Origin of the sequence: Pseudomonas sp. WC1 (genome assembly GCF_050586565.1) — a bacterium.
Taxonomy (GTDB): Bacteria; Pseudomonadota; Gammaproteobacteria; order Pseudomonadales; family Pseudomonadaceae; genus Aquipseudomonas.
In genome coordinates, this window is record NZ_JBOBDQ010000047.1 from 13423 (window position 1) to 35573 (window position 22151).

Genomic DNA, 22151 nt, shown 5'->3' on the forward strand with positions numbered 1-22151 from the left:
CGCCGGCAAGCCGGCTCCCACAGAGACTGCACGATTGTGGGAGCCGGCTTGCCGGCGAAAGGCCTGCGCAGCAGGCCCAAATATCTCAATCGCGCTTGACCAGCCCCGGCAACTGCGCCACCAGCTTCTGGTTGTTGAACGGCGCTCGGATGAACCCGCGCTGACGCCCGTCCGGCCCGACCACCGCCAGGTTGCCGCTGTGATCCACGGTATACCCGGGCTTGCTGGTATCGGCCGGGATGAACGGGATGCTCAAGGCGTTGGCCAATTTCTGGGTATCCTCGATCGAGCCCGCCACCCCGACGAAATCCTTGTCGAAATAGCCCAGGTACTGCTTGAGCTGGTTCGGCGTGTCGCGGTTCGGGTCGACGCTCACCAGCACCACCTGCAGACGCTCCAGCGCCTCCTTGGGCAGCTCGCTCTTCACCTGGCGCAGCTGGGCCAGGGTGGTCGGGCAGATGTCCGGGCAGTAGGTGTAGCCGAAGAACAGCAATGACCACTTGCCCTTGAGCTGGTCCAGCACCAGCGGCTGGCCGTTCTGGTCGGTCATGGTCACGTCCGGCACGGTACGGCTCTGCGGCAGCAGGATGATGCCGGCATCGATCAGCTCGGTGGGGTTCAACTGACCACGGTCGTTGAGCACCTTGTTGACGGTCAGGCCCATGATCAGCGCGACCAGGGCAACGAGGATGAAGACGGTTTTCTGGGTTCGGGTCATAGGTTCAGCAACAGGTAGTGGTCTACGAGCAACGCGATGAACAGGGCGAACAGGTAGCCGATAGAGTACTTGAACGTCTTGATCGCCGCGTGCGGCCGGGTGCCACGGTACAACACCCAGGCCCAGTGCAGGAAGCGCAGGCCCAGCAGCAAGGCACAGGCCAGGTACAGCGGGCCGCTCATGTGTATGGCATAGGGCAACAGGCTCACGGCCAGCAATATCAAGGTGTAGAGCAGGATATGCAGGGCCGTGTAATGCTCGCCATGGGTAACGGGTAGCATGGGAATATCAGCTTTTGCGTACTCCTCCTTGCGATGAATCGCAAGGGCCCAGAAGTGCGGCGGTGTCCAGGCGAAGATGATCAGCACCAGCAGCAGGGGCTCGGCGCCCAGGTGCCCGCTGACCGCTACCCAGCCCAACAATGGCGGCGCGGCCCCAGCCAGGCCGCCGATCACGATGTTCTGCGGCGTGGCCCGCTTGAGAAAGCCGGTGTAGAGCACCGCGTAACCCAGCAGCGAGGCCAGTGTGAGCCAGGCGGTGAGGGGGTTGGTGAAAGCCAGCAGCAAGGCCATACCTGCCACGGCCAACAACAAGGCGAACAACAGTGCCGCCAGAGGCGCCACCCGGCCTTGGGCCAACGGACGCTTGTGGGTACGGGCCATCAACGCATCGACTCGTCGGTCGACCACGTGATTGACCGCCGCCGCCGCCCCCGCGCACAAGGCGATCCCGAGGTTGCCGAACAGCAGGACGCTCCAGGCCACCCCCGCGCGGGTGGCGAGAAACATCCCCACCAGCGAGGTGATCAGCATCAGCACCACCACCTTCGGCTTGGTCAGTTCCAGATAGTCGCGCCATCCGGCGCGCTGGCGTTCCGTGTTCAGAACCGTCGCCACGAATCGTTCCTCATGTGATGAGTGAGTTGCGCCCCGGCCACCGGCGTCAGGCGCCAGCCATGCCCTACTCGGACCTTGTCGACCACGCGGATGCGGTAGTTCACCAGCACCATGGTCAGCAGCAGCAGCGCACCGCCAGCGTTGTGGGCAACGGCCACGCCCAGCGGCAGGTGGAACAATACGTTGCTGATGCCCAGGCCCAGCTGCAGCGTCAGCGCCAGCAATACCAGGCGCGCCAGGCCGCCCAGGCCATTGCGCTGCAACTTCCAGCTGAGCAACAGCAGTACCGCCAGCACCATCATCGCGCCGAGCCGGTGGCTGACATGGATCGCCGTGCGCGCATCGCTGTCCAGTTGCCCGCCCAGGTAATTGGGGCCGACGTGCTGGGTCAGGTGGAAGCCGTTGCTGAAGTCCGCCGCCGGCCACCACTGACCATGGCAGGTAGGCAGGTCGATACAGGCCACCGCCGCGTAGTTGGCGCTGACCCAACCCCCCAGGGCGATCTGGCCGATCACCACCAGCAGCGCCAGCGCCGCGATCCGCCGCAAGCTCAGCGGCAGTTTCGGCAAAGGCGCAAAAGCCCGGGATAGACGCAGGGATAGCAGGAAAAGCAGGCTCACCGTGGTGAACCCGCCAAGCAGGTGCGCGGTCACCACCTGGGGCCACAGTTTCAGTGTCACCGTCCACATGCCGAACGCCGCCTGGGCCAGCACCACCCCCAGCAGCAACACTGGCAGGCGGTAGGGCTGGCCGTCATGGGCATGCCGGCGTACAGCCTGGAAGGCAAGCAGTGCGATCACCAGTGCCAGGCTGCCGGCGAAATAGCGATGAACCATCTCTGCCCAGCCCTTGGCTTCCTCCACCGGGTGCTCAGGGAAGTGCAGTTCGGCATGGGCCAGTTGGGCATCGGTCTTGGGCACGCTGATGAAGCCGTAGCACCCCGGCCAGTCGGGGCAGCCAAGACCGGCATGAGTCAGGCGAGTGTAGGCGCCGAGCAACACGACCAGCAGCGCCAGCAGCGTGGCGAACACAGCAAGGCGGAATCCGGGTCTGGCCATGGCAGCCTCCTAGCCGATGTTGGACAGCTTGAGCAGGTGACGCAGGTCGTCCAGCACATGCTTGCCCTTGACCTTGGCGTCGTAGCGCAGCACCAGGTTGCCGTGAGGATCGACGATCCACAGTTGCGGGGCAGTGTCGCCGACCTTCTGGGTATAGCGCTGGGCGTCCAGCGGATAGCGTTGCAACTGCGGGTATTCACGGCCCAGCAACGCCTGGTAGTCAGCGGCCAGCGGCTGGGCCGCCGCCAGGGCATGGCTGGCGCGGCTGGCATCGCGGCCCAGGCCGACCTGGATCTGTCGGGCCAGGTACACCAGTTGCCGGCAGTCCTCGACACAGGCGCCCGGGGAGCTGACCAGCAACTGCCAGCGCTCGTCCTGGGCATCGATGCCGATATCCGCCCGGCCCTCGCCATTACCAATCATCACACCGTGATAGCTGCGCCCCTCCGGTACCCAGAACTTGAGCTTGTACATGCTGGTGGCAAGGATCATCGGCCCGAGCACGACGAACAGGATCAACAGCAGTTGCAGGCGCCCGCGGGGCTTGCGGCGGTCAGGCACGTCCAGTGGACTCGTGGCGGCGGCCATGGCGGTTCTCCTTGTCGTTGTGATGCCAGCCGAAATACAGGTAAAGCAGTACCAACGCGCTCGCCAGGGCGAACCACTGCACGGCGTAGCCCTGGTGCTTTTCCGGGCCCATGGCGACCACCGGCCAGTCCAGGCGGTAGGCGGCCGGGCCGGGCCGCAGGCGTAGCTCCTGAGCAAAGCCTTCCCGGCCCAGTTGCTGCCAGAGCCCGGACGGATCGATCGCCGTCAGCAGTTGCGGCCACTGGCCGTCGGGGTTGTCCGGGTGCAGCTGGAACGTCTTGCCCGGCGGCACGTAGACCGTGGCGTCCAGCGCCAGCGCCTGGTTGGGCGTGTCGAAGCGCACCGGCACACGACGGTCGGGCCACGCCAGCCAGCCGCGATTGACCAGCAACCACAGGCCACTGGCCTGATCGTGGAAGGGCTGCAACAGCTCGACGCCGGCCTTGCCGTCACGCATCTGGTTGTCCAGCAGCAGGCTGTGACCGGCATCGAACCGGCCATACAGGTGCACGGGGTAGAACGCCGGGTCCGGCAGCTGGCGCAACCGGTCAGCAGTGACCGGCGCCTCGATCTGGCGTTCGGTGTAGGTGGCCAGCAGGTCACGCTTTTCGTCGGCGCGCCGCAGTTGCCAGCAGCCGAGCGCGATCAACCCCGGCAGCAGCGCAAGCACCACCAGGGTCGGTACCAGGCCTGGGCGAAACGGCTTCACCAGGGCCTCTTGAGGTCGAGCGCTATACTTGTATCCATCACCTCATCCCCCGGAGTGTCGCCATGCTCAAGGCCGCGATTGTCCTGATGCTGCTGGCCACCATCGCCAGCCTGTTCAGTGGCCTGGTGTTCCTGGTCAAGGACGATGACCAGTCGACCCGCCTGCTCAAGGCCCTTACCGTGCGCGTCGCTCTCGCCACCCTGACCATCGCCCTGGTGGCCTGGGGCCTGATCAGTGGGCAACTGGTGTCGCACGCACCTTTCTGAATTCACACCATCCCTGTAGGAGCGGCTTCAGCCGCGATCACCCGCGAAGCCGCACTACAGGACATACACGAAGATGAACAACCCCACCCACACCACATCGACGAAGTGCCAGTACCAGCTCGCCGCCTCGAAACCGAAGTGCTTGTCCGGGTCGAAGTGCCCGCGCAGCACCCGGCAGAACATCACGAACAGGATCAGCGTGCCCAAGGTCACGTGCGCGCCGTGGAACCCGGTAAGCATGAAGAACGTCGCGCCGTAGATGCCCGAGCCCAGGGTCAGCCCGAGTTTGTTGTAGGCCTCGTGGTACTCGTAGGCCTGCAGGGCGAGAAACGCCAGCCCCAGCAGGATCGTCAGCCCCAGCCACAGCTTCAGCGTGCCGCGGTGCCCCTTGCGCAGGGCGTGGTGGGCGATGGTCACGGTCACACTGGAGCTCACCAGCAGGATGGTATTGATCAGCGGCAGGTGCCACGGATCGATGACTTCCTTCGGTGGCGGGAACAGTTTCGGGTCCGGCGTATGCAGTAGCGGCCAGACGAACTCGAAGTTGGGCCAGAGCATGTGCGTCACGCCCTTGGCCCCATCGCCCCCCAGCCACGGCCCGGCCAGCACCCGCACATAGAACAGCGCGCCGAAGAAGGCCAGGAAGAACATCACCTCGGAAAAGATGAACCAGCTCATGCCCCAGCGGAACGAGCGGTCCATCTGCGCACTGTAGAGCCCGGCGTGGCTTTCCTTGACCACCGCGCCGAACCAGCCGAACAGCATGTAGGCCAGGAACAGCGCGCCAACGAAGAAAATCAGCGGCCCGTGGGACTCCGGGTGGCCGGCCTTGAGGTCGTTGAACCAGGTGCCGAGCCCGAACACGGTGATGAACATGCCGATCGTGGCAATGATCGGCCACTTGCTCTGCGCCGGTACGTAGTAATGCTCGTGGCTTGCCATGACGTATCTCCTTCCCTCAACGGGCGCCCTCGGTCGCGGCGTGGGCGACCGGGGGGTGGCGAGCGGTGATGTCGAACAGGGTGTAGGCCAGGGTCAGGTGTTTCACCGATTCCGGCAGGTCGCGGTCGACGATGAAGCGCACCGGCATCTCGATGCGCTCGCCCGGCTGCAGGACCTGCTGGGTGAAACAGAAGCACTCGGTCTTGTGGAAGTACGCCGCAGCCTCGGCGGGGGTGATGCTGGGGATGGCCTGGGCGCTCATGGGCTGGTTGGTCGGGTTGCGGGCCACGAAGATCATCTGGTTCACCGCCCCTGGGTTGACCTCGATCTGGTCGGCGGTGGAGTGGAACTCCCAGCTCATGTCACCGGCATTGGTCGACATGAACTGCACCCGCACCGAACGGGTCGGGTCGCTCACCTGGGTGCCCGCGTACTGCCCGCCGGTCTTGCCGTTGATGCCGAAGGCCTTGCACATCACGTCGTAGATCGGCACCAGGGCAAAGCCGAAGGCGAACATCACCACGGTCAGCATCAGCAGGCGGCTGACCAGGCGTTTGAGCGACAAGCCGTCCATGGGCAAGCTCCTACTTCACTTCCGGCGGCGTCTGGAAGGTGTGGTAAGGCGCAGGTGAAGGGATCGACCACTCCAGCCCCTCGGCGCCGTCCCAGGGTTTGGCCGGTGCCGGCGCGCCACCGCGAATGCACTTGATGACGATGAACAGGAAGAAGATCTGCGTGGCGCCGAACATGAAGGCGCCGATCGACGAGACCATGTTGAAGTCGGCGAACTGCAGGTTGTAGTCGGGGATGCGCCGGGGCATGCCGGCCAAGCCGACGAAGTGCATGGGGAAGAAGGCCAGGTTCATGCCGACGAACGACAGCCAGAAGTGCAGCTTGCCCAAGGTTTCGTCATACATGTGCCCGGTCCATTTCGGCAGCCAGTAATAGGCCGAGGCAAAGATGCCGAAGATCGCCCCGGGCACCAGCACGTAGTGGAAGTGGGCAACCACGAAGTAGGTGTCGTGGTACTGGAAGTCCGCAGGCGCGATGGCCAGCATCAGCCCGGAGAAGCCGCCGATGGTGAACAGGATGACGAAGGCGATGGCGAACAGCATCGGCGTCTCGAAGGTCAGCGAGCCTTCCCACATGGTGCTGACCCAGTTGAACACCTTCACCCCGGTGGGCACGGCGATCAGCATGGTGGCGTACATGAAGAACAGTTCACCCACCACCGGGATGCCGACCACGAACATGTGGTGGGCCCAGACGATGAACGACAAGAAGGCGATCGCCCCGGTGGCGTAGACCATCGAGGTATAGCCGAACAGCGGCTTGCGCGAGAACGCCGGGATGATCGAGCTGACCGCGCCGAAGGCCGGCAGGATCATGATGTACACCTCGGGGTGCCCGAAGAACCAGAACACATGCTGGAACAACACCGGGTCACCGCCGCCGGCCGCGCTGAAGAAGCTGGTGCCGAAATGGATATCCATCAGCATCATGGTCACCACGCCGGCCAGCACCGGCATCACCGCGATCAGCAGGAACGCGGTGATCAGCCAGGTCCAGACGAACAGCGGCATTTTCATCAAGGTCATGCCGGGGGCGCGCAGGTTGAGGATGGTGGCAATCACGTTGATCGCGCCCATGATCGAGCTGATGCCCATCAGGTGGATGGCGAAGATGAAGAAGGTCACGCTGGCCGGGGCGTAGGTGGTCGACAGCGGGGCATAGAAGGTCCAGCCGAAGTTCGGCCCGCCACCGGGGCTGAACAGGGTCGAGACCAGCAGCAGGAACGCCGCCGGCAGCAGCCAGAAGCTGAAGTTGTTCATCCGCGGCAGGGCCATGTCTGGCGCGCCGATCATCAGCGGGATCATCCAGTTGGCCAGGCCGACGAAGGCCGGCATCACCGCGCCGAACACCATGATCAGCCCGTGCATGGTGGTCATCTGGTTGAAGAACGCCGGCTCCACGATCTGCAAGCCGGGCTGGAAAAGCTCGGCGCGGATCACCATGGCGAACGAGCCGCCGAGCAGGAACATGGTGAAGGCGAACCACAGGTACATCGTGCCGATGTCCTTGTGGTTGGTGGTCAGCACCCAGCGCATCAGGCCCTTGGCCGGGCCGTGGGCGTGTTCATGACCGTGGGCGTGGTCGTCGATCACTGCACTCATGTCCTGTCTCCTGCAATCCACTGACTGCCGCGGGTAGCCCGGCTCATTGCGCTTCGGCCTGCTTGAGCGCCAGCACGTCCTTCGGCGTGACCATGTCGCCCTTGTTGTTGCCCCAGGCGTTGCGCTCGTAGGTGACCACCGCGGCAATATCGACTTCCGAAAGCTGCTTGCCGAATGCCGCCATGGCGGTGCCCGGCTTGCCGTGGAAGACAATGCCCAGGTGCGCTTCCTTGGGCCCGGTGGCGATCTTCGAGCCCTTGAGGGCAGGGAACATCGGCGGCAGGCCCTGGCCCTCGGCCTGGTGACAGGCCACGCAGGTGGTGTGGTAGACCTTGTCGCCACGTGCCACCAGCTCTTCGAGGGTCCATTCCTTGCTGGTCAGCTCCTTGAGCTTGGCCGCCTCGGCCTTGCGCTCGCCGAGCCAGGTGTCGTAGTCGGCCTTGGATTTCACCTCGACCACCACCGGCATGAAGCCGTGGTCCTTGCCGCACAGCTCGGTGCACTGGCCGCGGTAGATCCCGGGCTTCTCGACCCGGGTCCAGGCCTCGTTGACGAAGCCGGGGATGGCGTCACGCTTGACCGCGAAGGCCGGCACCCACCAGGAATGGATGACGTCGGCGGCGGTCACCAGGAAGCGCACCTTGGCGCCCACCGGCAGTACCAGCGGCTGATCGACTTCGAGCAGGTAGTGCTCGTCCTTCGGCGACTGGTTGTGGATCTGCTCGGCGGGGGTAGCCAGGTTGCTGAAGAACTCGACGTCCTGGCCCAGGTACTTGTAGTGCCATTTCCACTGGTAACCGGTGACCTGGATGTCGATGTCCGAGTCGCTGGCGTCGTAGATGTCGATCAGGGTCTTGGTGGCCGGGATGGCCATGACCACGAGGATCAGGAAGGGCACGACGGTCCAGAGGATCTCGACCCAGGTGTGCTCGTGGAAGTGCGCGGCCTTCTGCCCGGTTGAGCGGCGGTGAATGACCATCGACCAGAACATCGCGCCGAACACCACGATGCCGATGATCACGCAGATCCAGAAGATGGTCATGTGCAGGTCAAACACCGCGTGGGAGACTTCCGTCGCCCCGGGCGCCATGTTCACCGTCCATGCTGCCTGTGCCTGACCAAACAATGACCACAGCAACAGGCCCATCCAGACATGTGGATGTCGCATCATTGCGGGTTCCCCTTATCGTTCTTGTAGTCCCGGAGGCGTGGACGACCTGCTACGACAAAGGGGGGAACGGTGGCCAAGACTGCCTGGCTTCGACGACCGAGCCCCCTGCTTAAGGCAGTCGGGCCTCATCAACGAATCACGTTTCAAGCGGAGTATAGCCACCGACCAATGGGGCGCAACGCGGGGACTGAAATGATCTTCACGCAATCAAACGTTTGCGCTGGAAGGTGCATGAATACTGGGCTGGAGCACAATAATGGCACATTGATATAGCCAATTTCCTACACGCGCCTAAGCGATATAACAAATGCGTCTTAGCGATTCTCGCAAGCAAGCTAACTTAGTGTCTTCCGTTTGTAACGCCTTGTCCCTGGAGTTGTCATGAACATCGCTGCTGTACGCGAGCAGATCGAAAACGCCCATCAACACGAGAGCCGCACAGGCCAACTGAAAAACCGTCTCGAGAAGCAACTGCCACACCTGCACCCTTCGATCCACCTACCCCAGCAGGACGCCCAGGGTACTTTGGCCCGCTTCGTCGGCGCCTACATCAACGAGGTTCCAGAACTGCTCGAAGCCGCGCACACCGTGGCCCTCGAGGCCGGCATCGAGTCGCAGATCAAGCCGGTGCTGAAGATTGCCGAGGCCTATTTCCTGCAGCCGCCGACAGTGATGGCGGGGCAGGTCGGGCTCGATTGCCTGCTGGACGAGGCCTATCTGGCGCACCGCCTGGTCGAGGAGGTCAACGACCTGTATATCCGCCACTTCCAGCAGCCGCTGATCCCGGTGGATACCACGGTCGCCAACCTGATCGCCCACCAACTGATCGGCGAGTCCTTCGCCAACCAGCTGGATGAGGTGGTGCATCACTCGGTGGACGAGATGCTCGATGACGAAAGCTTTGCCGTGGAGTCAGTGGAGCGCTATCGCGACAAGCTGTCGAATCCGGAAACCGGAGAGGCCTGGAAACGCTGGCCGTGCCTGTCGCGCCAGCTGGGCGTGGAGTTGAGCCAGTCGGCCTGAGCTTGAATCTAGAGTGTTTCGACTGGCCTCATCGCCGGCAAGCCGGCTCCCACAAGTACAACGCAGGGTTTGATACCGGCGCCGTCATTGTGGGAGCCGGCTTGCCGGCGATGGGCCGCTAGGCGGCCCTCTTAGACGCCAACCCCTGCCGTGGTCCGCAACCGTCCCTCGACCCGCCGCTTCAGACGCCGCTGCTCCAACACCAGCCGCGAGCCCTTGGCCGCGCCGCTGCGTCCCCAGTCCTCCAGCAGTTCCAGGCAGGAATGGTCGATATAGCTCAGATTGCCCAACGGCACATGCAGCGTGGTGCCCTGTGGCACGGTATCAAGCACCTGGGTCAGCGCCGGCACCTTGAGGAAGGTCGCCGCGCCGCTCAGGCGCAGTTCCATGTGCCCCGGCTTGGCCAGCGCCACCAGGTTGATCTTCAGCCGGGCCGCCTTCAGCGCCAGTTTCAGCAGGGTCAGGGCAAAGCCCAGCAGCACGCCGGTCAACAGGTCAGTGAAGATGATTGCCAAGGCAGTGGCCGCATAGGTGAACATCGGCATCCGCCCATAGCGGCCCAGGTTTCGAAACGCCTTGAAATCCACCAGTTTCACCCCGGTATAGACCAGCACGCCGGCCAGGCTGGCCACCGGAATCTGTTGCAGCACACTGCTCAGTACCACGACGAACGCCAGCAGCCACAGGCCATGCAGGATTGCCGAGGCGCGGGTCTGCGCACCAGCCTGGACGTTGGCCGAGCTGCGCACGATCACCCCGGTCATCGGCAACGCGCCAAGCACGCCGCAGAGCATGTTGCCGATACCCTGCGCCGACAGCTCACGGTCGAAATCCGAGCGCTGGCCACTGTGCATGCGATCGACTGCCGCCGCGGACAACAAGGTCTCGGCGCTGGCGATGAAGGCCAGGGCAAAGGCCGCCACCAGCAGGGTCGGGTCGGCCAGCTTGAGCAGGTCGTCCGGACGCAGCCAGTCAATGGCCTCGGACAGGTCCGCAGGTACCTGCACGCGGTTGACCGGCAGTGCCAGCCACAAGCTGACAGCGGTCATTGCCGCCACACCGAGCAAGGCACCGGGAATGAAGCGCAGGCGTTGCGGGCGCCAGCGCTCCCAACCCCACATGATGGCGATGGTGCCCAAGCCCAGCGCACCAGCCTGCCAACCGGCGCCTGCACTTTCCAGCGGCAAGGCCGAGGCCAACGTCGCCGGGAAACCAAGAAGGTTATCCACACCCGATGGCTGGGGCGCGGTGTCGAACATCACGTGCACCTGGGACAGCACGATCAGCACGCCGATCCCGGCAAGCATGCCGTACACCACCGCCGGCGCGGTGACCCGGAACCAGCAACCCAGGCGCAAGCGCCCAGCCAGCAGTTGCAGCAGGCCGGCCAGCAACAGGATCGGCCCGAGCATGGCCACGCCATGCTGGCGCACCAGTTCGAACACCAGCACCGCCAGGCCCGCCGCCGGGCCGCTGACCTGCAACGGCGAGCCGGCGAGGAAACCCACGACGATGCCGCCGATGATCCCGGTGATCAGCCCCTTCGCCGGAGGCATGCCCGAGGCGATGGCAATACCCATGCACAAGGGCAGGGCCACCAGGAAGACCACCACCGAGGCCAGCAACTCACGCGGCAGGGCCGCCTTTATCTGTGTCATGTTCACCATGTAGCTCCTTTCTAGATTCACGGCCATTCCGCTGGCCGCTAGCACGGGGAAGCCTGAACGACGCGCAGGCGTGGGCCGCCAGCGAGTCTGCCGGCACGGCATTCAGGAAGATTCAAGGCAGGCGAAGGCCGCGCCGCACCCATCGGGTGCAGCCGGCAATCAAGGCTTGTTCAGCGTGTTGGGGTCGCTTAGTAGCGGCCTCTCGGTGTGGCAGAAGGGATCGACTCGCCCGCGGTCAGCGGCAGGAAGCGGTCGCTGGCGGCATCGTAGGCTTCGATCTGGCTGGTTTCGATGTCGTAGATCCAGCCATGGATATGCAGCTGCCCGGCGGCCAGGCGCGAAGCGACCGAGGGGTGGGTACGCAGGTGATGCAGCTGGGCGATGACGTTTTCCTTGGTCAGCAGCTGCATGCTTTCGTGCTCGCTGCCACAGGAGCAGTTGTCCTCGATCACGGTCCGCGCTACCTCGGCATGGCGCAGCCAGGCGGAAACGGTCGGCATCTTCGCCAGCGACTGCGGGTTGAGCACCGCTCGCATCGCGCCGCAGTCGGAGTGACCGCAGATGATGATGTGGTGCACGCCCAGCGCCAGCACGGCGTACTCGATAGCACTCGATACACCGCCGTTCATCTGGCCGTAGGGCGGCACCACGTTGCCGACGTTACGGGTCACGAACAGGTCGCCGGGCGAGCTCTGGGTGATCAGTTCGGGGACGATGCGCGAGTCTGCGCAGGTGATGAACATGGCCCGCGGCTTTTGCGCGGTAGCCAGTTTCTTGAACAGCTCTTGCTGCTCGGGAAAGACTTCGGTGTGAAACCGCAGGAAGCCGTCGACGATATGCTTCATGGCGGCATCAGCGCTTTCGGCGGGTGCAGCCGGGACGGCCTTGGAGGGGTCCTTGACGGGCATGATTCATCCTCTTGACGGTTTGAAAGTGAATTCCATGTTACCGGGGAAAGATTGGGGTGACGCGGGGATTTAGATGACGCGCACGGGTAAATAATCACAGTCATTGCTGACTCATGACTCACGCTAGCGTAGGAAACTTAACTGAAACTTAATTGCGCAGGCTCTAGAACGGGCGTTCTGAATAGGCGAGGGGAGCACTGGATAATAGCAAAAAAGCATCAGTTGCCAACCTTCATGAGTGAAATTGTTGGGTTGCTTTAGTTGTACTTATAGGGCTCGCCTTCCCGATTGAACGAGCCGCTGGCTAGAACAGTGCCATCTGTGCACCGGGAGGGCAGAAGGCACTGCAATCAAGCGCCAGGTCCTCCCGCCCTTCGAACCCCAGCCGCCTGGCCGCCTTGCGAAAGCGCTGCGCCAGCAAGTCAGCGAACACCCCTTCACCGCGCATCCGCGCACCGAATCGGCTGTCGTAGAGTTCACCACCCCGGCTCTGACGAATCAGGCTCAGCACATGCGTGGCCCGCTGCGGGTAGTGATCGTGCAGCCACTGCTCGAACAACGGTGCCACCTCCAGCGGCAAGCGCAGCATCATGTACGCCGCGCTCTGCGCGCCGGCCTCCTTCGCCGCCTCCAGCAGGTGCTCCAGTTCGCTGTCATTGATCATCGGGATCATCGGTGAACACAGCACGCCCACCGGCACACCGGCCTCACGCAGCACGCGAATAGCGCGCAGGCGCGCCTTTGGAGCGGCCGCACGTGGCTCGAGGGTGCGCTTGAGCTCATCGTCCAGGGTGGTGAGGCTGATCATCACCCGCACCAGGCGCTGGCTGGCCAGCTCGCTCAGCAGGTCCAGGTCGCGCAGCACCAGCGAGCCCTTGGTGACGATGGTCACTGGGTGGCGGTAACGCAGCAGCACTTCGAGCAGGCGCCGGGTCAGCTGTTGTTCACGCTCGATGGGCTGGTAAGGGTCGGTGTTGGACCCCAGGTTGATCGGCGCGCAAACGTAGCCGGGCTTGCTCAGTTGCTGCTCGAGCACCTCGGCGGCGTTGGTCTTGGCGATCAGCTTGGTCTCGAAATCCAGGCCGGGAGAGAGATCCCAGTAGGCGTGGCTGGGGCGCGCATAGCAGTAGATGCAACCGTGCTCGCAGCCGCGATACGGATTTATGGAGCGGTCGAAGGGCAGGTCAGGGGAGGTATTGCGGGCGATGATGGTCTTGGCCGTCTCGATCCGTAACTCGGTGCCTTGGGTAAGTGGGACTTCCTGGTACCAGCCATCGTCCTCGGCCACTGAAACACTTGGAGCGAAGCGGTTGTGCGGGTTGTCGGCAGTGCCGCGTCCGCGAATGGGGGCTGGTTTCATGATGACAACTCGGATTACTGTTCATTCATACAGTAATCCGAGACCAACGGGATGGCTACAGCCGATTATCGCGGAGCAAGCCCGCTCCCACGCTGTGCGTGCGTGGAAGCGCGCTTGCCCAGCGCTTTACCTTCAATCCTGCGGCTTCTTCAGCTTCGGATTGGGGAAGAACTGCACGGTCTGCACCTTGGCCGGCGGCGCTTTCGGCGCCAGGTGATTGACCCGGGTGCCGAGCTCGCTGGGTACCGACAGGCCTTGTTCGTTCAGGGTGTCAGTGAACCCACAGGCCACGCACTCACGGTGCGGCACACCGTCCTCGTTCCACATCATCAGCTTGTCCATCTCGCTGCACGCCGGGCAAACCGCCCCGGCGATGAAGCGTCGCTTGCTCTTGCTCACGGCTACCTCACTCATGCCGCCGCGTCCTCGGTGAGGCCGCTGTGGCGCAACAATGCATCGATGGAAGGCTCGCGGCCACGGAAGTCGACGAACAGCACCATCGGCTCGCGGGAACCGCCACGGGCCAGGATGGCTTCGCGGAAAGCGCGGCCGGTCTCGGCGTTGAGCACACCTTCTTCCTCAAAGCGCGAGAAGGCGTCGGCCGACAGCACTTCAGCCCACTTGTAGCTGTAGTAACCCGCCGCATAACCGCCGGCGAAGATGTGCGCGAAGCTGTTGGGGAAGCGGTTGTAGGCCGGCGGACGCATCACCGAGACCTCGTCACGCACGCCCTCGAGCACCTGCAGCACGCTGCGGCCGTCGCCATGGGTGGCGTGCAGCTCGAAGTCGAACAGCGAGAACTCCAGCTGGCGCACCATCATCATGCCGGACTGGAAGTTCTTCGCCGCGAGCATCTTGTCCAGCAGGTCCTGGGGCAATGCCTCACCGGTCTCGTAGTGGCCGGAGATCAGCGCCAGGCCCTCGGGCTCCCAGCACCAGTTCTCCATGAACTGGCTCGGCAGCTCCACCGCGTCCCAGGCCACGCCGTTGATGCCGGACACACCGGCATGCTCGATACGGGTCAGCAGGTGGTGCAGGCCGTGCCCGAACTCGTGGAACAGGGTGGTGACTTCGTCGTGGGTAAGCAGCGCGGGCTTGCCGGGCGTGGCGGGGGTGAAGTTGCACACCAGGTTGGCCACCGGGCTCTGCAGGCTGCCATTGGCGGTGCGGCGATGGTCGCGGGCGCCATCCATCCAGGCACCGCCACGCTTGTTGGCGCGGGCATAGAGGTCGAAGAAGAAGCGGCCGACGTGCTGGCCGTTTTCCTTGATCTCGAACAGGCGCACGTCCGGGTGCCAGCTATCGAAGCCCTTGAGCTCATTGATCTCGATACCGTACAGGCGCTGCACGATAACGAACAGGCCGGACAGCACCTTGTCGATCGGGAAGTAGGCGCGCAGCGCTTCCTGGGACACGCTGTAGCGCTGCTCGCGCAGCTTCTCGCCGAAGTACCCGGCGTCCCAGCTGGCCAGCTCGGGGGTGCCTTGCTCGGCCGCATAGGCCTTGAGCTGCTCCAGGTCCTGGGCGGCAAATGGCTTGGAACGCTTGGCCAGGTCACGCAGGAAACTCAGCACCTGGTCGCTGGATTCGGCCATCTTGGTGGCCAGGCTCAGCTCGGCGAAGTTCTTGTAACCCAGCAGCCCGGCCAGTTCCTGGCGCAGGTCGAGGATCTCTTCCATCACCGGGCCGTTGTCGAACTGGCCGGCATTCGGGCCCTGGTCGGAGGCACGGGTGCAGTAAGCGGCATACAGCTCTTCGCGCAGGGCGCGGTCGCTGGCGTAGGTCATCACTGCGTAGTAGCTGGGGAACTCCAGGGTGATCAGCCAGCCGTCCAGGCCCTTGGCCTGCGCTGCGGCGGCCATCTGCGCCTTGGCCGAGTCGGTCAGGCCGGCCAGCGCGGCTTCGTCGGTGACGTGCTTGGTCCAGGCCTGGGTGGCGTCGAGCAGCTGGTTGGAGAAGCGGCTACCCAGTTCGCTGAGCTTGCTCTGCACCTCGGCGTAGCGCTGCTGCTTGTCGGCCGGCAAGTCGATGCCCGACAGGCGGAAATCGCGCAAGGCGTGGTCGATGATGGTCTTCTGCGCCACGTCGAAGCTGGCGGCTTCAGGGCTGGCGGCCAGGGCTTCATACGCTTCGAACAGGGCACGGTTCTGGCCCAGTTCGGTGGAATAGGCGCTCAGGGCCGGCAGGCACGACTCGTAGGCCTCGCGCAGTTCCTGGCTGTTGCACACCGCGTTGAGGTGGCTGACCGGGCTCCAGGCGGCGCCCAGGCGATCGTTGAGTTCGTCCATCGCCAGCACCAGGCCGGCCCAGGTCGGGTTCTTGCCCTGCTTTTCGAGGATCTCGGCGATGGCCTTGCGGTTGTCGGCGAGGATCTGCTCGATCGCCGGCAGCACATGCTCGGCGCGAATCGCCGAGAAGGGCGGCAGATCATGGGACTGCAGCAGCGGGTTGTTCGCACTCACGGTTCGGGTACCTTGGCAGGAGAAACACGGGACCATCTTAATTACAATCGACGCCGACCGCAGCAGGCAGCCTGCCTATCGGCATTGCAGAGGAACACTATCATGGCCATCCGCACGTTTCGGGAACACACGCCGAAAGTGGGACCACGGGCCTTCGTCGACCGTTCGGCGGTGGTCATCGGCGACGTCGAGATCGGCGAGGACAGCTCGATCTGGCCGTTGACCGTGGTGCGCGGCGACATGCACCGCATCCGTATCGGCGCGCGCACCAGCGTGCAGGACGGCAGCGTGCTGCACATCACCCACGCCGGGCCCTTCAACCCCGATGGCTACCCACTGATCATAGGCGACGAGGTGACCATCGGTCACAAAGTCATGCTGCATGGCTGTACCCTGGGCAATCGCATCCTGGTCGGCATGGGCAGCACCATCATGGACGGCGCCATCGTCGAAGACGAAGTGATCATCGGCGCCGGCAGCCTGGTGCCACCCGGCAAACGCCTGGTCAGCGGCTACCTGTACATGGGCAGCCCGGTGAAGCAGGTGCGCCTGCTGAGCGAGCAGGAACACGCGTTCTTCCCCTACAGCGCCGGCAACTACGTCAAGCTCAAGGACCAGCACCTGGCCGAAGGCTACGACCGCCCGGAATGAATTCGACTGCAGAGAACACCATGCACCAGCAAAACATCCTCTTCGACCTCGACGGCACCCTGACCGACCCGCGCCTGGGCATCACCCGCTCGATCCAGTACGCCCTGGCCAAGCTGGGCATCGATGAGCCGGACCTTGCTCGCCTCGAGCACTTCATCGGCCCGCCCTTGCTGCAGGCGTTCATGCAGTTCTATGCCTTCGACGAGGCCAAGGCCTGGGACGCGGTGAACTACTACCGGGAGCGCTTCAAGGTAACCGGGCTTTACGAGAATCTAGTGTTCGACGGCGTGCCCGAGTTGCTGCAAGCGCTCAATGGCCAGGGCCGCACCCTGTACATCGCCACCTCCAAACCCTGGGAGTTCGCCCGCGAAATCGCCCGGCATTTCGCCTTCGACCATCACTTCAAGGTGATCTACGGCAGCGAGCTCGATGGCACGCGGACCAACAAGGTGGAGCTGATTCGCCACCTGCTGGACGAGGAGGGGCTGGATCCGACGCAGACCTTGATGATCGGGGATCGCAAGCATGACCTGATCGGTGCGCGCAGCAACGGTTTGCAGGCGGTGGCGGTGGGATACGGATTCGGCAGCCGTGAGGAACTGGAGGCCGAGGCGCCGGCGTTCCACTTCGAGACGCTGGCCGAGCTGCACCAGGCATTCGTGCGCTAATCAAGCTTTATCGCAGATCAGGCCCGCCCCCACGAGCTGTCGTGGGAGCGGGCTTGCCCCGCGATGAGGCCAGCGCGGCCAACGCCAATTTGCGCTGTTCGATCGGCAACCGCCCAAGCGCCTCCACCCGCTCATAAAACCGCTGCCAATCCCCACCAACCTCTTTGAACAACTGCGAAAAAGCCGGCACCCACTGGTCATACAGGCCAAACGGCAACAACTTCGCATTGTTCATCGGCCCGTACATCCAGGCATCGAAACGCCGATCCCCCGCCCAATCCCGATCCCGCACCTCTCGGTATTCGCGCCGCAACCGTTCGAACTCCGCCTGCTTGGCCGTCCGCTTGCCCGCCGCATCCAGCGGCCCGGCATAGATCGCCTGCAGGCGCTCGCGGCTGGCCAGCACCAGACGTATGAAGGCGTCGCGTTGCCCGGCGCCATGCTCCTCGACCGCCGCCAACCCGCGCGCCGCGCGCCATTGCCGGGTGCCTTCCTGCTCGACGAACGATGCGAACGATTCGTTGAACTCGGTATCGTCCGGAACGTAGAAGCGCTGATGCGCCAGCTCATGGAAAATCACCGTGGCCAGGCGCTCCTCGCCCCAGCCGGTCATGGTCGAAAGAATCGGGTCGTCGAACCAGCCCAGGGTGGAGTAGGCCTCCACGCCCCCGACATAGACATCCAGCCCCTCCTGGCGCATCAGCGCCGCCGCTCCGCGGGCGGCACCCTGGCGGTAGTAGCCACGATAGGCCACGCAACCGGCGATGGGGAAACAATGGGTCACCGGCTGCAATGACAGCTCCGGGGTGGCGAACACGTTCCACACCACGTATGGCCGGCCGAGATCGGCATACACCCGATAACTGCCGTTGTCCGGCAACTTCAGTTGCGTGCTGGCGAACGCCCGGGCTTTTTCGGCGAACAGCAGGCGCTGACGCAAGGCCGGGCTGGTGGCAGGGTCTGCAATCACCCGATCCAGCGGCTGGCGTGCCCGCAACAGCTGCCATTGCCCTTCGGCCAGCTGACCGTAATAGCTCACGCTGGAGCAACCGCTCAGCAGGACAGCCAGCGTCACGGGAACAAACCGGGTGAAAACGCGGTCGAGAGCCCGACGGCTGCAGCGCATGAAAAGAAAAAGTCCAAACATCGAGGCTGTCTATCTCGCTCGTCGGCCGAATGCGACCAAGACTATCTCGCCAAGGGGAAGCTTTGCCATGCGTACACTGTTTGCCGTCGGCACGCTCGTGCTGTTGTCCGGGTGTTCCACCTTGCCCGACCCGGACCCGAATCAGGCCTGGGTAGACCTGGCACCGGGTGACAACGATTCGCTGCACGCCCTGCAAGTGGATGAGCGCGACTGGGCCGACAGCCGCTATTTCGAGGTACAACCCGGCAACCATGAACTGACCGTGCGCTACCAGTTCGCCGTGACGCCCAGCAACATCGGCCCGGTGGAGGAGCCGCTGTGGCGCGACTGCCAGCTCAACCTCACCTTCAAGGACTTCACTGCCGGCCAGCGCTACCAGATGCAAGCCGGCAGCATCGGCTTCCGGCCGTGGATCAAACTCTACGACCAGCGCCAGAAGCTGATCGGCCAGGGCGAACCGGCAGGCTGCCAGCGCACCTGAACACCGCGAACGGCGCTATGCTTGTAGCCTGTGAACCGCGAGCGGGAGTTTCACCATGCGCCAGCCCATGATGCTGATGACCCTCAGTGCTTTGGGGGCTTGCGCCAGCCCCTTGCCCCCCGCCGACCCCGGCAAGGCCTGGATCGACATGTACACCATCACCCCCGGTCGCACCCTCATGGCCGACCGCCTGGACGGCAAGCGCCTGGACGATGGCCGCTACTTTCAGGTGACGCCGGGCCGGCACGAACTGGTGGTGCGTTTCGACTACGAGATCTACGCCGGTGGCTTCAGTACCGACCCGACCGAGCGGACCTGCTACCTGACCGTGCGCTACAACGATTTCAAGGCGGGCGAGCGTTACCGCCTGGAGGCCCGGGCTCCGGCGATGCAGCCGCAGGTGCTGTTGTACGACGCCAGCCGCAAGGTGGTCGTGAACGAGCCGAGCAACGTCACCTGTATTCCTTGATCGAACCACGGGGCTGCTGCGCAGCCCTTTCGCCGGCAAGCCGGCTCCCACAGTCATGGCGCCGACCTGGAGAATGACGCAATCCATGTGGGAGCCGGCTTGCCGGCGATGGGCCGCAACGCGGCCCGTGTGTTACCGATCATTCTTTTGATAAATGATCTTCTTGGTTCCACCCTCACAACTTCCCACGACCATGCTCCGGTCATGGACTTCGCTGTTGGGCACTATCTCCAGCGTGTAGGACGTCACCCCGCGCGCCTGGATCTTCGCTTCGATCTCGGCCTTCAGTTCCTCGCACGGCTTGGGCGCGGCCAGTGCGGCGGTGGCCAGCAGGGAAACCAGCACACCAAATACTACGCGGATCATGGAACGGCTCCTGAGGCAGGGCAGACGAGCTGCCAACGCTGGTTAGACTACAGGAAACCGCCGCCGTTGCGCCGCCTAGGAAAGCAGGGTGGCATCCAGGCTGATGGTCGCGTTCAGCACCTTGGATACCGGGCAGCCGGCCTTGGCCTTGTTGGCGATCTCCTGGAACTGCGCCTCGCTGGCCCCAGGCACGGTGGCCTTGAGGGTCAGGTGAACGGCGGTGATGGCAAAGCCATCGGTCTGCTTGTCCAGGCTCACCTCGGCGTGAGTGTCAATTCGTTCAGGCGTGAATCCCGCCTCGCCCAACATCATCGACAACGCCATTGAGAAGCAGCCAGCATGGGCAGCGCCGATCAGCTCCTCCGGGTTGGTCCCGGGCGTGCCTTCGAAGCGGGTGTTGAAGCCGTAGGGCGCTTGCTTGAGCGCGCCGCTTTCAGTGGAGATCTGGCCCTTGCCGTCCTTCAGGCCACCTTGCCAGACCGCCGATGCTGTCTTCTTCATGCTGCCTCCTGTCACAGGGTTGGGGTGTCTAAGGTTCTGAGGACCAGGCCCACGCCAAGTTCAGATCAATCTGTAAGAAGGCATTGAATCCAGCGAATATGCCCATACAGAGACGAGAAGGCCCATGGCCAACCACCTGTAGCGGAGGCTCCAATGACGCACCTGCGAGACCTGAAGATTTCCACCCTCGACCTGGTGCCCGTGCGCGCCGACGGCAGTCCGGCGCAATCGCTGCGCAATTCGCTCGACCTGGCGCAACACGTCGAGCGTTTCGGCTACAACCGCTTCTGGGTCGCCGAGCATCACAACATGGACGGTATCGCCAGCTCGGCCACCGCCGTGCTGATCGGTTACCTCGCCGGTGGTACCTCGACCATCCGCATCGGCTCTGGTGGGGTGATGCTGCCTAACCACGCACCGCTGGTGATCGCCGAACAGTTCGGCACCCTCGCCAGCCTGTACCCAGGCCGCATCGACCTGGGCCTGGGCCGCGCGCCCGGTTCCGACCAGATGACCGCCCGCGCCTTGCGCCGCGAGCGCTCCGGCAGCGCCGACGACTTTCCGGACGATGTCGAGGAACTGTCGCGCTACCTGGGCCCGCGCACCGACGACCAGAAAGTCATCGCCGTGCCCGGCCACGACACCGAGGTACCCATGTGGCTGCTCGGCTCCAGCCTGTTCAGTGCCCAGCTCGCCGGCATGCGCGGCATGCCCTACGCCTTTGCTTCGCATTTTGCGCCGCGCTACATGCACGAGGCGATCCGCATCTATCGCGACCATTTCAAACCGTCGACGACGCTGGACAAGCCTTACGTGATGCTGGGCATTCCGATGGTGGTGGCTGAAACCGACGAAAAGGCCGAATACCTGGCCACCTCGGTGTACCAGCGCATCCTTGCGCTGATCCGTGGCCAGAGCCTGATGCAGCGCCCGCCCGTCGAGAGCATGAATGGTCTTTGGCTGCCCCATGAACGTGATGCGGTGAGCAGCTTCCTGGGCCTGGCGATGATCGGCAGCCCGCAGAAGGTGCGGGCGAAGGTCGAGGTATTGCTGGAGCAGACAGGGGCGGACGAGCTGATCTTTACCAGTGACCTGTATGAGCACACCGACCGTATCAAGTCCTATGAGCTGATGGCGCAGGCGCTCAAGGACGAGTGAAATCAATCGCGGGGCAAGCCCACTCCCACAGGACTAGCAGAGCCTTTGTGGGTAGCGGCCTTGTCCCGCGGTACAGCTACTAATCACGGCTGTAGGCGATGACCTTGGTACCGCCCTCGCAGGTACCCACCACCTTGTCGGCAGGATCACCTTTGGGTGCGATCGTAAGCTTGTAGCCCTTCACACCCTTGGCATCCAGCTTCGCCGCAATCTCAGCCTTGAGTTCCTCGCACGGCTTGCCCGCCGCCATCGCGCCGCCAGCCAACACCATCAGGCCCACGGCCAGAATCAATTTCTTCATCGATCGCTTTCCTTGTACAGATCAAAGACAAAAAGGGCGCGAAGCACGCGCCCTGCAACCTTAACCTTGATACCTCAACACGCCGGGCAAGCCTAGCCCAGCTTGGTTTCAGCTGTTGGCGATGCGGAACCCAACCTTCAGCGTCACCTGGAAATGCGCGGCCTGGTTGTCACGGATATGTCCGCGGGTATCGATCACTTCGAACCATTCCAGGTGCTTGATGCTCTTGCCGGCCTCGGCCAGGGCATTGTTGATCGCTTCTTCGATGCTGGTGGGCGAGGACCCGACCAGCTCGATCTTCTTGTAGGTGTGATGATCCGACATGAGCGCTCTCCTTGAGTGGGTAGTGGCTTGAGCCTAGCAGCACAGGCCCGGTTTACCTGCGAGCGATCGCCGCAGGGGAAAGTTCGATCGCACTTTCACCCAGCTGCGCAGTCGCAACCTGTACATCCCCACTCAGCAAGGAG

Annotated in this window: 26 protein-coding genes; 7 read left to right on the forward strand and 19 right to left on the reverse strand. The window is 63.7% G+C overall.

Annotated elements, in window-relative coordinates; genetic code table 11:
* Positions 1–85: 85 nt before the first annotated feature.
* Genes ACQ4OD_RS19525 through ACQ4OD_RS19545 form a run of 5 tightly spaced genes read right to left on the reverse strand, consistent with a single transcriptional unit; the run spans position 86 to position 3969 of the window.
* Positions 86–718: an SCO family protein gene (locus tag ACQ4OD_RS19525; RefSeq protein WP_028688687.1), complete on the reverse strand. Its 633-nt coding sequence runs from the start codon at positions 716–718 to the stop codon at positions 86–88.
* A complete protein-coding gene (gene cyoE, locus ACQ4OD_RS19530) occupies positions 715–1614 on the reverse strand; it encodes a heme o synthase (RefSeq protein ID WP_430944777.1) in 900 nt (299 codons plus the stop codon). Before cyoE ends, ACQ4OD_RS19525 begins: the two co-directional genes overlap by 4 nt.
* Complete coding sequence (locus ACQ4OD_RS19535; protein WP_430944778.1) at positions 1599–2672, reverse strand: COX15/CtaA family protein; 1074 nt, start codon at positions 2670–2672, stop codon at positions 1599–1601. The genes cyoE and ACQ4OD_RS19535 overlap by 16 nt, the downstream gene beginning before the upstream one ends.
* 9 nt (positions 2673–2681) lie before the next feature.
* A complete protein-coding gene (locus tag ACQ4OD_RS19540) occupies positions 2682–3260 on the reverse strand; it encodes a hypothetical protein (RefSeq protein ID WP_430944779.1) in 579 nt (192 codons plus the stop codon).
* Positions 3226–3969 carry an SURF1 family protein gene (locus ACQ4OD_RS19545; RefSeq protein ID WP_198754067.1) on the reverse strand — a complete coding sequence of 248 codons (744 nt, stop codon included), beginning with the start codon at positions 3967–3969 and terminating at the stop codon, positions 3226–3228. The genes ACQ4OD_RS19540 and ACQ4OD_RS19545 overlap by 35 nt, the downstream gene beginning before the upstream one ends.
* Positions 3970–4031: 62 nt before the next feature.
* Between ACQ4OD_RS19545 and ACQ4OD_RS19550 the strand changes: the two genes are divergently transcribed.
* A complete protein-coding gene (locus ACQ4OD_RS19550; protein ID WP_023628968.1) occupies positions 4032–4235 on the forward strand; it encodes a twin transmembrane helix small protein in 204 nt (67 codons plus the stop codon).
* A gap of 54 nt (positions 4236–4289) precedes the next feature.
* On the opposite strand, the gene ACQ4OD_RS19555 is transcribed toward ACQ4OD_RS19550, so the two are convergent.
* The 4 genes from ACQ4OD_RS19555 to coxB are packed head-to-tail and all read right to left on the reverse strand — an operon-like array spanning position 4290 to position 8522.
* Entirely contained in the window at positions 4290–5177 is an 888-nt protein-coding gene (locus ACQ4OD_RS19555) for a cytochrome c oxidase subunit 3 (protein ID WP_110696955.1), read from the reverse strand.
* A 16-nt stretch (positions 5178–5193) separates the two neighbouring features.
* Complete coding sequence (locus ACQ4OD_RS19560; protein ID WP_038707108.1) at positions 5194–5751, reverse strand: cytochrome c oxidase assembly protein; 558 nt, start codon at positions 5749–5751, stop codon at positions 5194–5196.
* A 10-nt stretch (positions 5752–5761) separates the two neighbouring features.
* The gene (ctaD, locus tag ACQ4OD_RS19565; RefSeq protein WP_023628965.1) at positions 5762–7351 is read right to left on the reverse strand and encodes a cytochrome c oxidase subunit I; all 1590 of its coding nucleotides are present in this window, start codon (positions 7349–7351) and stop codon (positions 5762–5764) included.
* A 43-nt stretch (positions 7352–7394) separates the two neighbouring features.
* Positions 7395–8522, reverse strand: a complete 1128-nt coding sequence (gene coxB / locus ACQ4OD_RS19570) for a cytochrome c oxidase subunit II (RefSeq protein WP_198754068.1) — start codon at positions 8520–8522, stop codon at positions 7395–7397.
* Positions 8523–8903: 381 nt separating this feature from the next.
* Between coxB and ACQ4OD_RS19575 the strand changes: the two genes are divergently transcribed.
* Positions 8904–9545 (forward strand): hypothetical protein, encoded by a 642-nt coding sequence (locus ACQ4OD_RS19575; RefSeq protein WP_430944780.1) that lies wholly within the window; start codon positions 8904–8906, stop codon positions 9543–9545.
* 131 nt (positions 9546–9676) lie between these two features.
* On the opposite strand, the gene ACQ4OD_RS19580 is transcribed toward ACQ4OD_RS19575, so the two are convergent.
* The 5 genes from ACQ4OD_RS19580 to prlC form a co-directional block, all read right to left on the reverse strand.
* Positions 9677–11212 (reverse strand): SulP family inorganic anion transporter, encoded by a 1536-nt coding sequence (locus ACQ4OD_RS19580; RefSeq protein ID WP_232967909.1) that lies wholly within the window; start codon positions 11210–11212, stop codon positions 9677–9679.
* A 188-nt stretch (positions 11213–11400) separates the two neighbouring features.
* Positions 11401–12120, reverse strand: a complete 720-nt coding sequence (locus ACQ4OD_RS19585) for a carbonic anhydrase (RefSeq protein ID WP_102682997.1) — start codon at positions 12118–12120, stop codon at positions 11401–11403.
* 304 nt (positions 12121–12424) lie between these two features.
* Entirely contained in the window at positions 12425–13480 is a 1056-nt protein-coding gene (locus ACQ4OD_RS19590; protein ID WP_430944781.1) for a PA0069 family radical SAM protein, read from the reverse strand.
* 132 nt (positions 13481–13612) lie between these two features.
* Positions 13613–13894, reverse strand: coding sequence for a YheV family putative zinc ribbon protein (locus tag ACQ4OD_RS19595; RefSeq protein ID WP_102682995.1), 282 nt, complete (start codon positions 13892–13894; stop codon positions 13613–13615).
* Positions 13891–15942 carry an oligopeptidase A gene (gene prlC, locus ACQ4OD_RS19600; RefSeq protein ID WP_046853599.1) on the reverse strand — a complete coding sequence of 684 codons (2052 nt, stop codon included), beginning with the start codon at positions 15940–15942 and terminating at the stop codon, positions 13891–13893. Before prlC ends, ACQ4OD_RS19595 begins: the two co-directional genes overlap by 4 nt.
* 102 nt (positions 15943–16044) lie before the next feature.
* Here prlC and ACQ4OD_RS19605 point away from each other — a divergent pair, with 102 nt between their 5' ends.
* Both ACQ4OD_RS19605 and ACQ4OD_RS19610 read left to right on the forward strand, forming a co-directional pair.
* Positions 16045–16593, forward strand: coding sequence for a gamma carbonic anhydrase family protein (locus ACQ4OD_RS19605; RefSeq protein WP_102682994.1), 549 nt, complete (start codon positions 16045–16047; stop codon positions 16591–16593).
* Between the two features lie 20 nt (positions 16594–16613).
* Positions 16614–17261 carry an HAD family hydrolase gene (locus tag ACQ4OD_RS19610; RefSeq protein ID WP_102683049.1) on the forward strand — a complete coding sequence of 216 codons (648 nt, stop codon included), beginning with the start codon at positions 16614–16616 and terminating at the stop codon, positions 17259–17261.
* A 7-nt stretch (positions 17262–17268) separates the two neighbouring features.
* Here ACQ4OD_RS19610 and ACQ4OD_RS19615 read toward each other — a convergent pair whose 3' ends face one another.
* Positions 17269–18387 carry an aminopeptidase gene (locus tag ACQ4OD_RS19615; RefSeq protein WP_139674647.1) on the reverse strand — a complete coding sequence of 373 codons (1119 nt, stop codon included), beginning with the start codon at positions 18385–18387 and terminating at the stop codon, positions 17269–17271.
* An 88-nt stretch (positions 18388–18475) separates the two neighbouring features.
* On the opposite strand from ACQ4OD_RS19615, the gene ACQ4OD_RS19620 reads away from it, so the two are divergent.
* Positions 18476–18889 (forward strand): hypothetical protein, encoded by a 414-nt coding sequence (locus ACQ4OD_RS19620; protein WP_023628734.1) that lies wholly within the window; start codon positions 18476–18478, stop codon positions 18887–18889.
* A gap of 55 nt (positions 18890–18944) precedes the next feature.
* Positions 18945–19358 carry a DUF2057 domain-containing protein gene (locus ACQ4OD_RS19625; RefSeq protein ID WP_139674650.1) on the forward strand — a complete coding sequence of 138 codons (414 nt, stop codon included), beginning with the start codon at positions 18945–18947 and terminating at the stop codon, positions 19356–19358.
* Positions 19359–19490: 132 nt separating this feature from the next.
* On the opposite strand, the gene ACQ4OD_RS19630 is transcribed toward ACQ4OD_RS19625, so the two are convergent.
* Together ACQ4OD_RS19630 and ACQ4OD_RS19635 are read right to left on the reverse strand one after the other, a co-directional pair.
* Positions 19491–19724, reverse strand: coding sequence for a DUF1161 domain-containing protein (locus ACQ4OD_RS19630; RefSeq protein WP_430944782.1), 234 nt, complete (start codon positions 19722–19724; stop codon positions 19491–19493).
* A 75-nt stretch (positions 19725–19799) separates the two neighbouring features.
* The gene (locus tag ACQ4OD_RS19635) at positions 19800–20225 is read right to left on the reverse strand and encodes an OsmC family protein (RefSeq protein ID WP_139674653.1); all 426 of its coding nucleotides are present in this window, start codon (positions 20223–20225) and stop codon (positions 19800–19802) included.
* 153 nt (positions 20226–20378) lie between these two features.
* On the opposite strand from ACQ4OD_RS19635, the gene ACQ4OD_RS19640 reads away from it, so the two are divergent.
* Complete coding sequence (locus tag ACQ4OD_RS19640) at positions 20379–21383, forward strand: LLM class flavin-dependent oxidoreductase (protein WP_102682989.1); 1005 nt, start codon at positions 20379–20381, stop codon at positions 21381–21383.
* A gap of 79 nt (positions 21384–21462) precedes the next feature.
* On the opposite strand, the gene ACQ4OD_RS19645 is transcribed toward ACQ4OD_RS19640, so the two are convergent.
* Both ACQ4OD_RS19645 and ACQ4OD_RS19650 read right to left on the reverse strand, forming a co-directional pair.
* Positions 21463–21684, reverse strand: a complete 222-nt coding sequence (locus ACQ4OD_RS19645) for a DUF1161 domain-containing protein (RefSeq protein ID WP_102682988.1) — start codon at positions 21682–21684, stop codon at positions 21463–21465.
* Positions 21685–21792: 108 nt separating this feature from the next.
* A complete protein-coding gene (locus ACQ4OD_RS19650) occupies positions 21793–22008 on the reverse strand; it encodes a dodecin (protein WP_102682987.1) in 216 nt (71 codons plus the stop codon).
* Between the last annotated feature and the right edge of the window lie 143 nt (positions 22009–22151).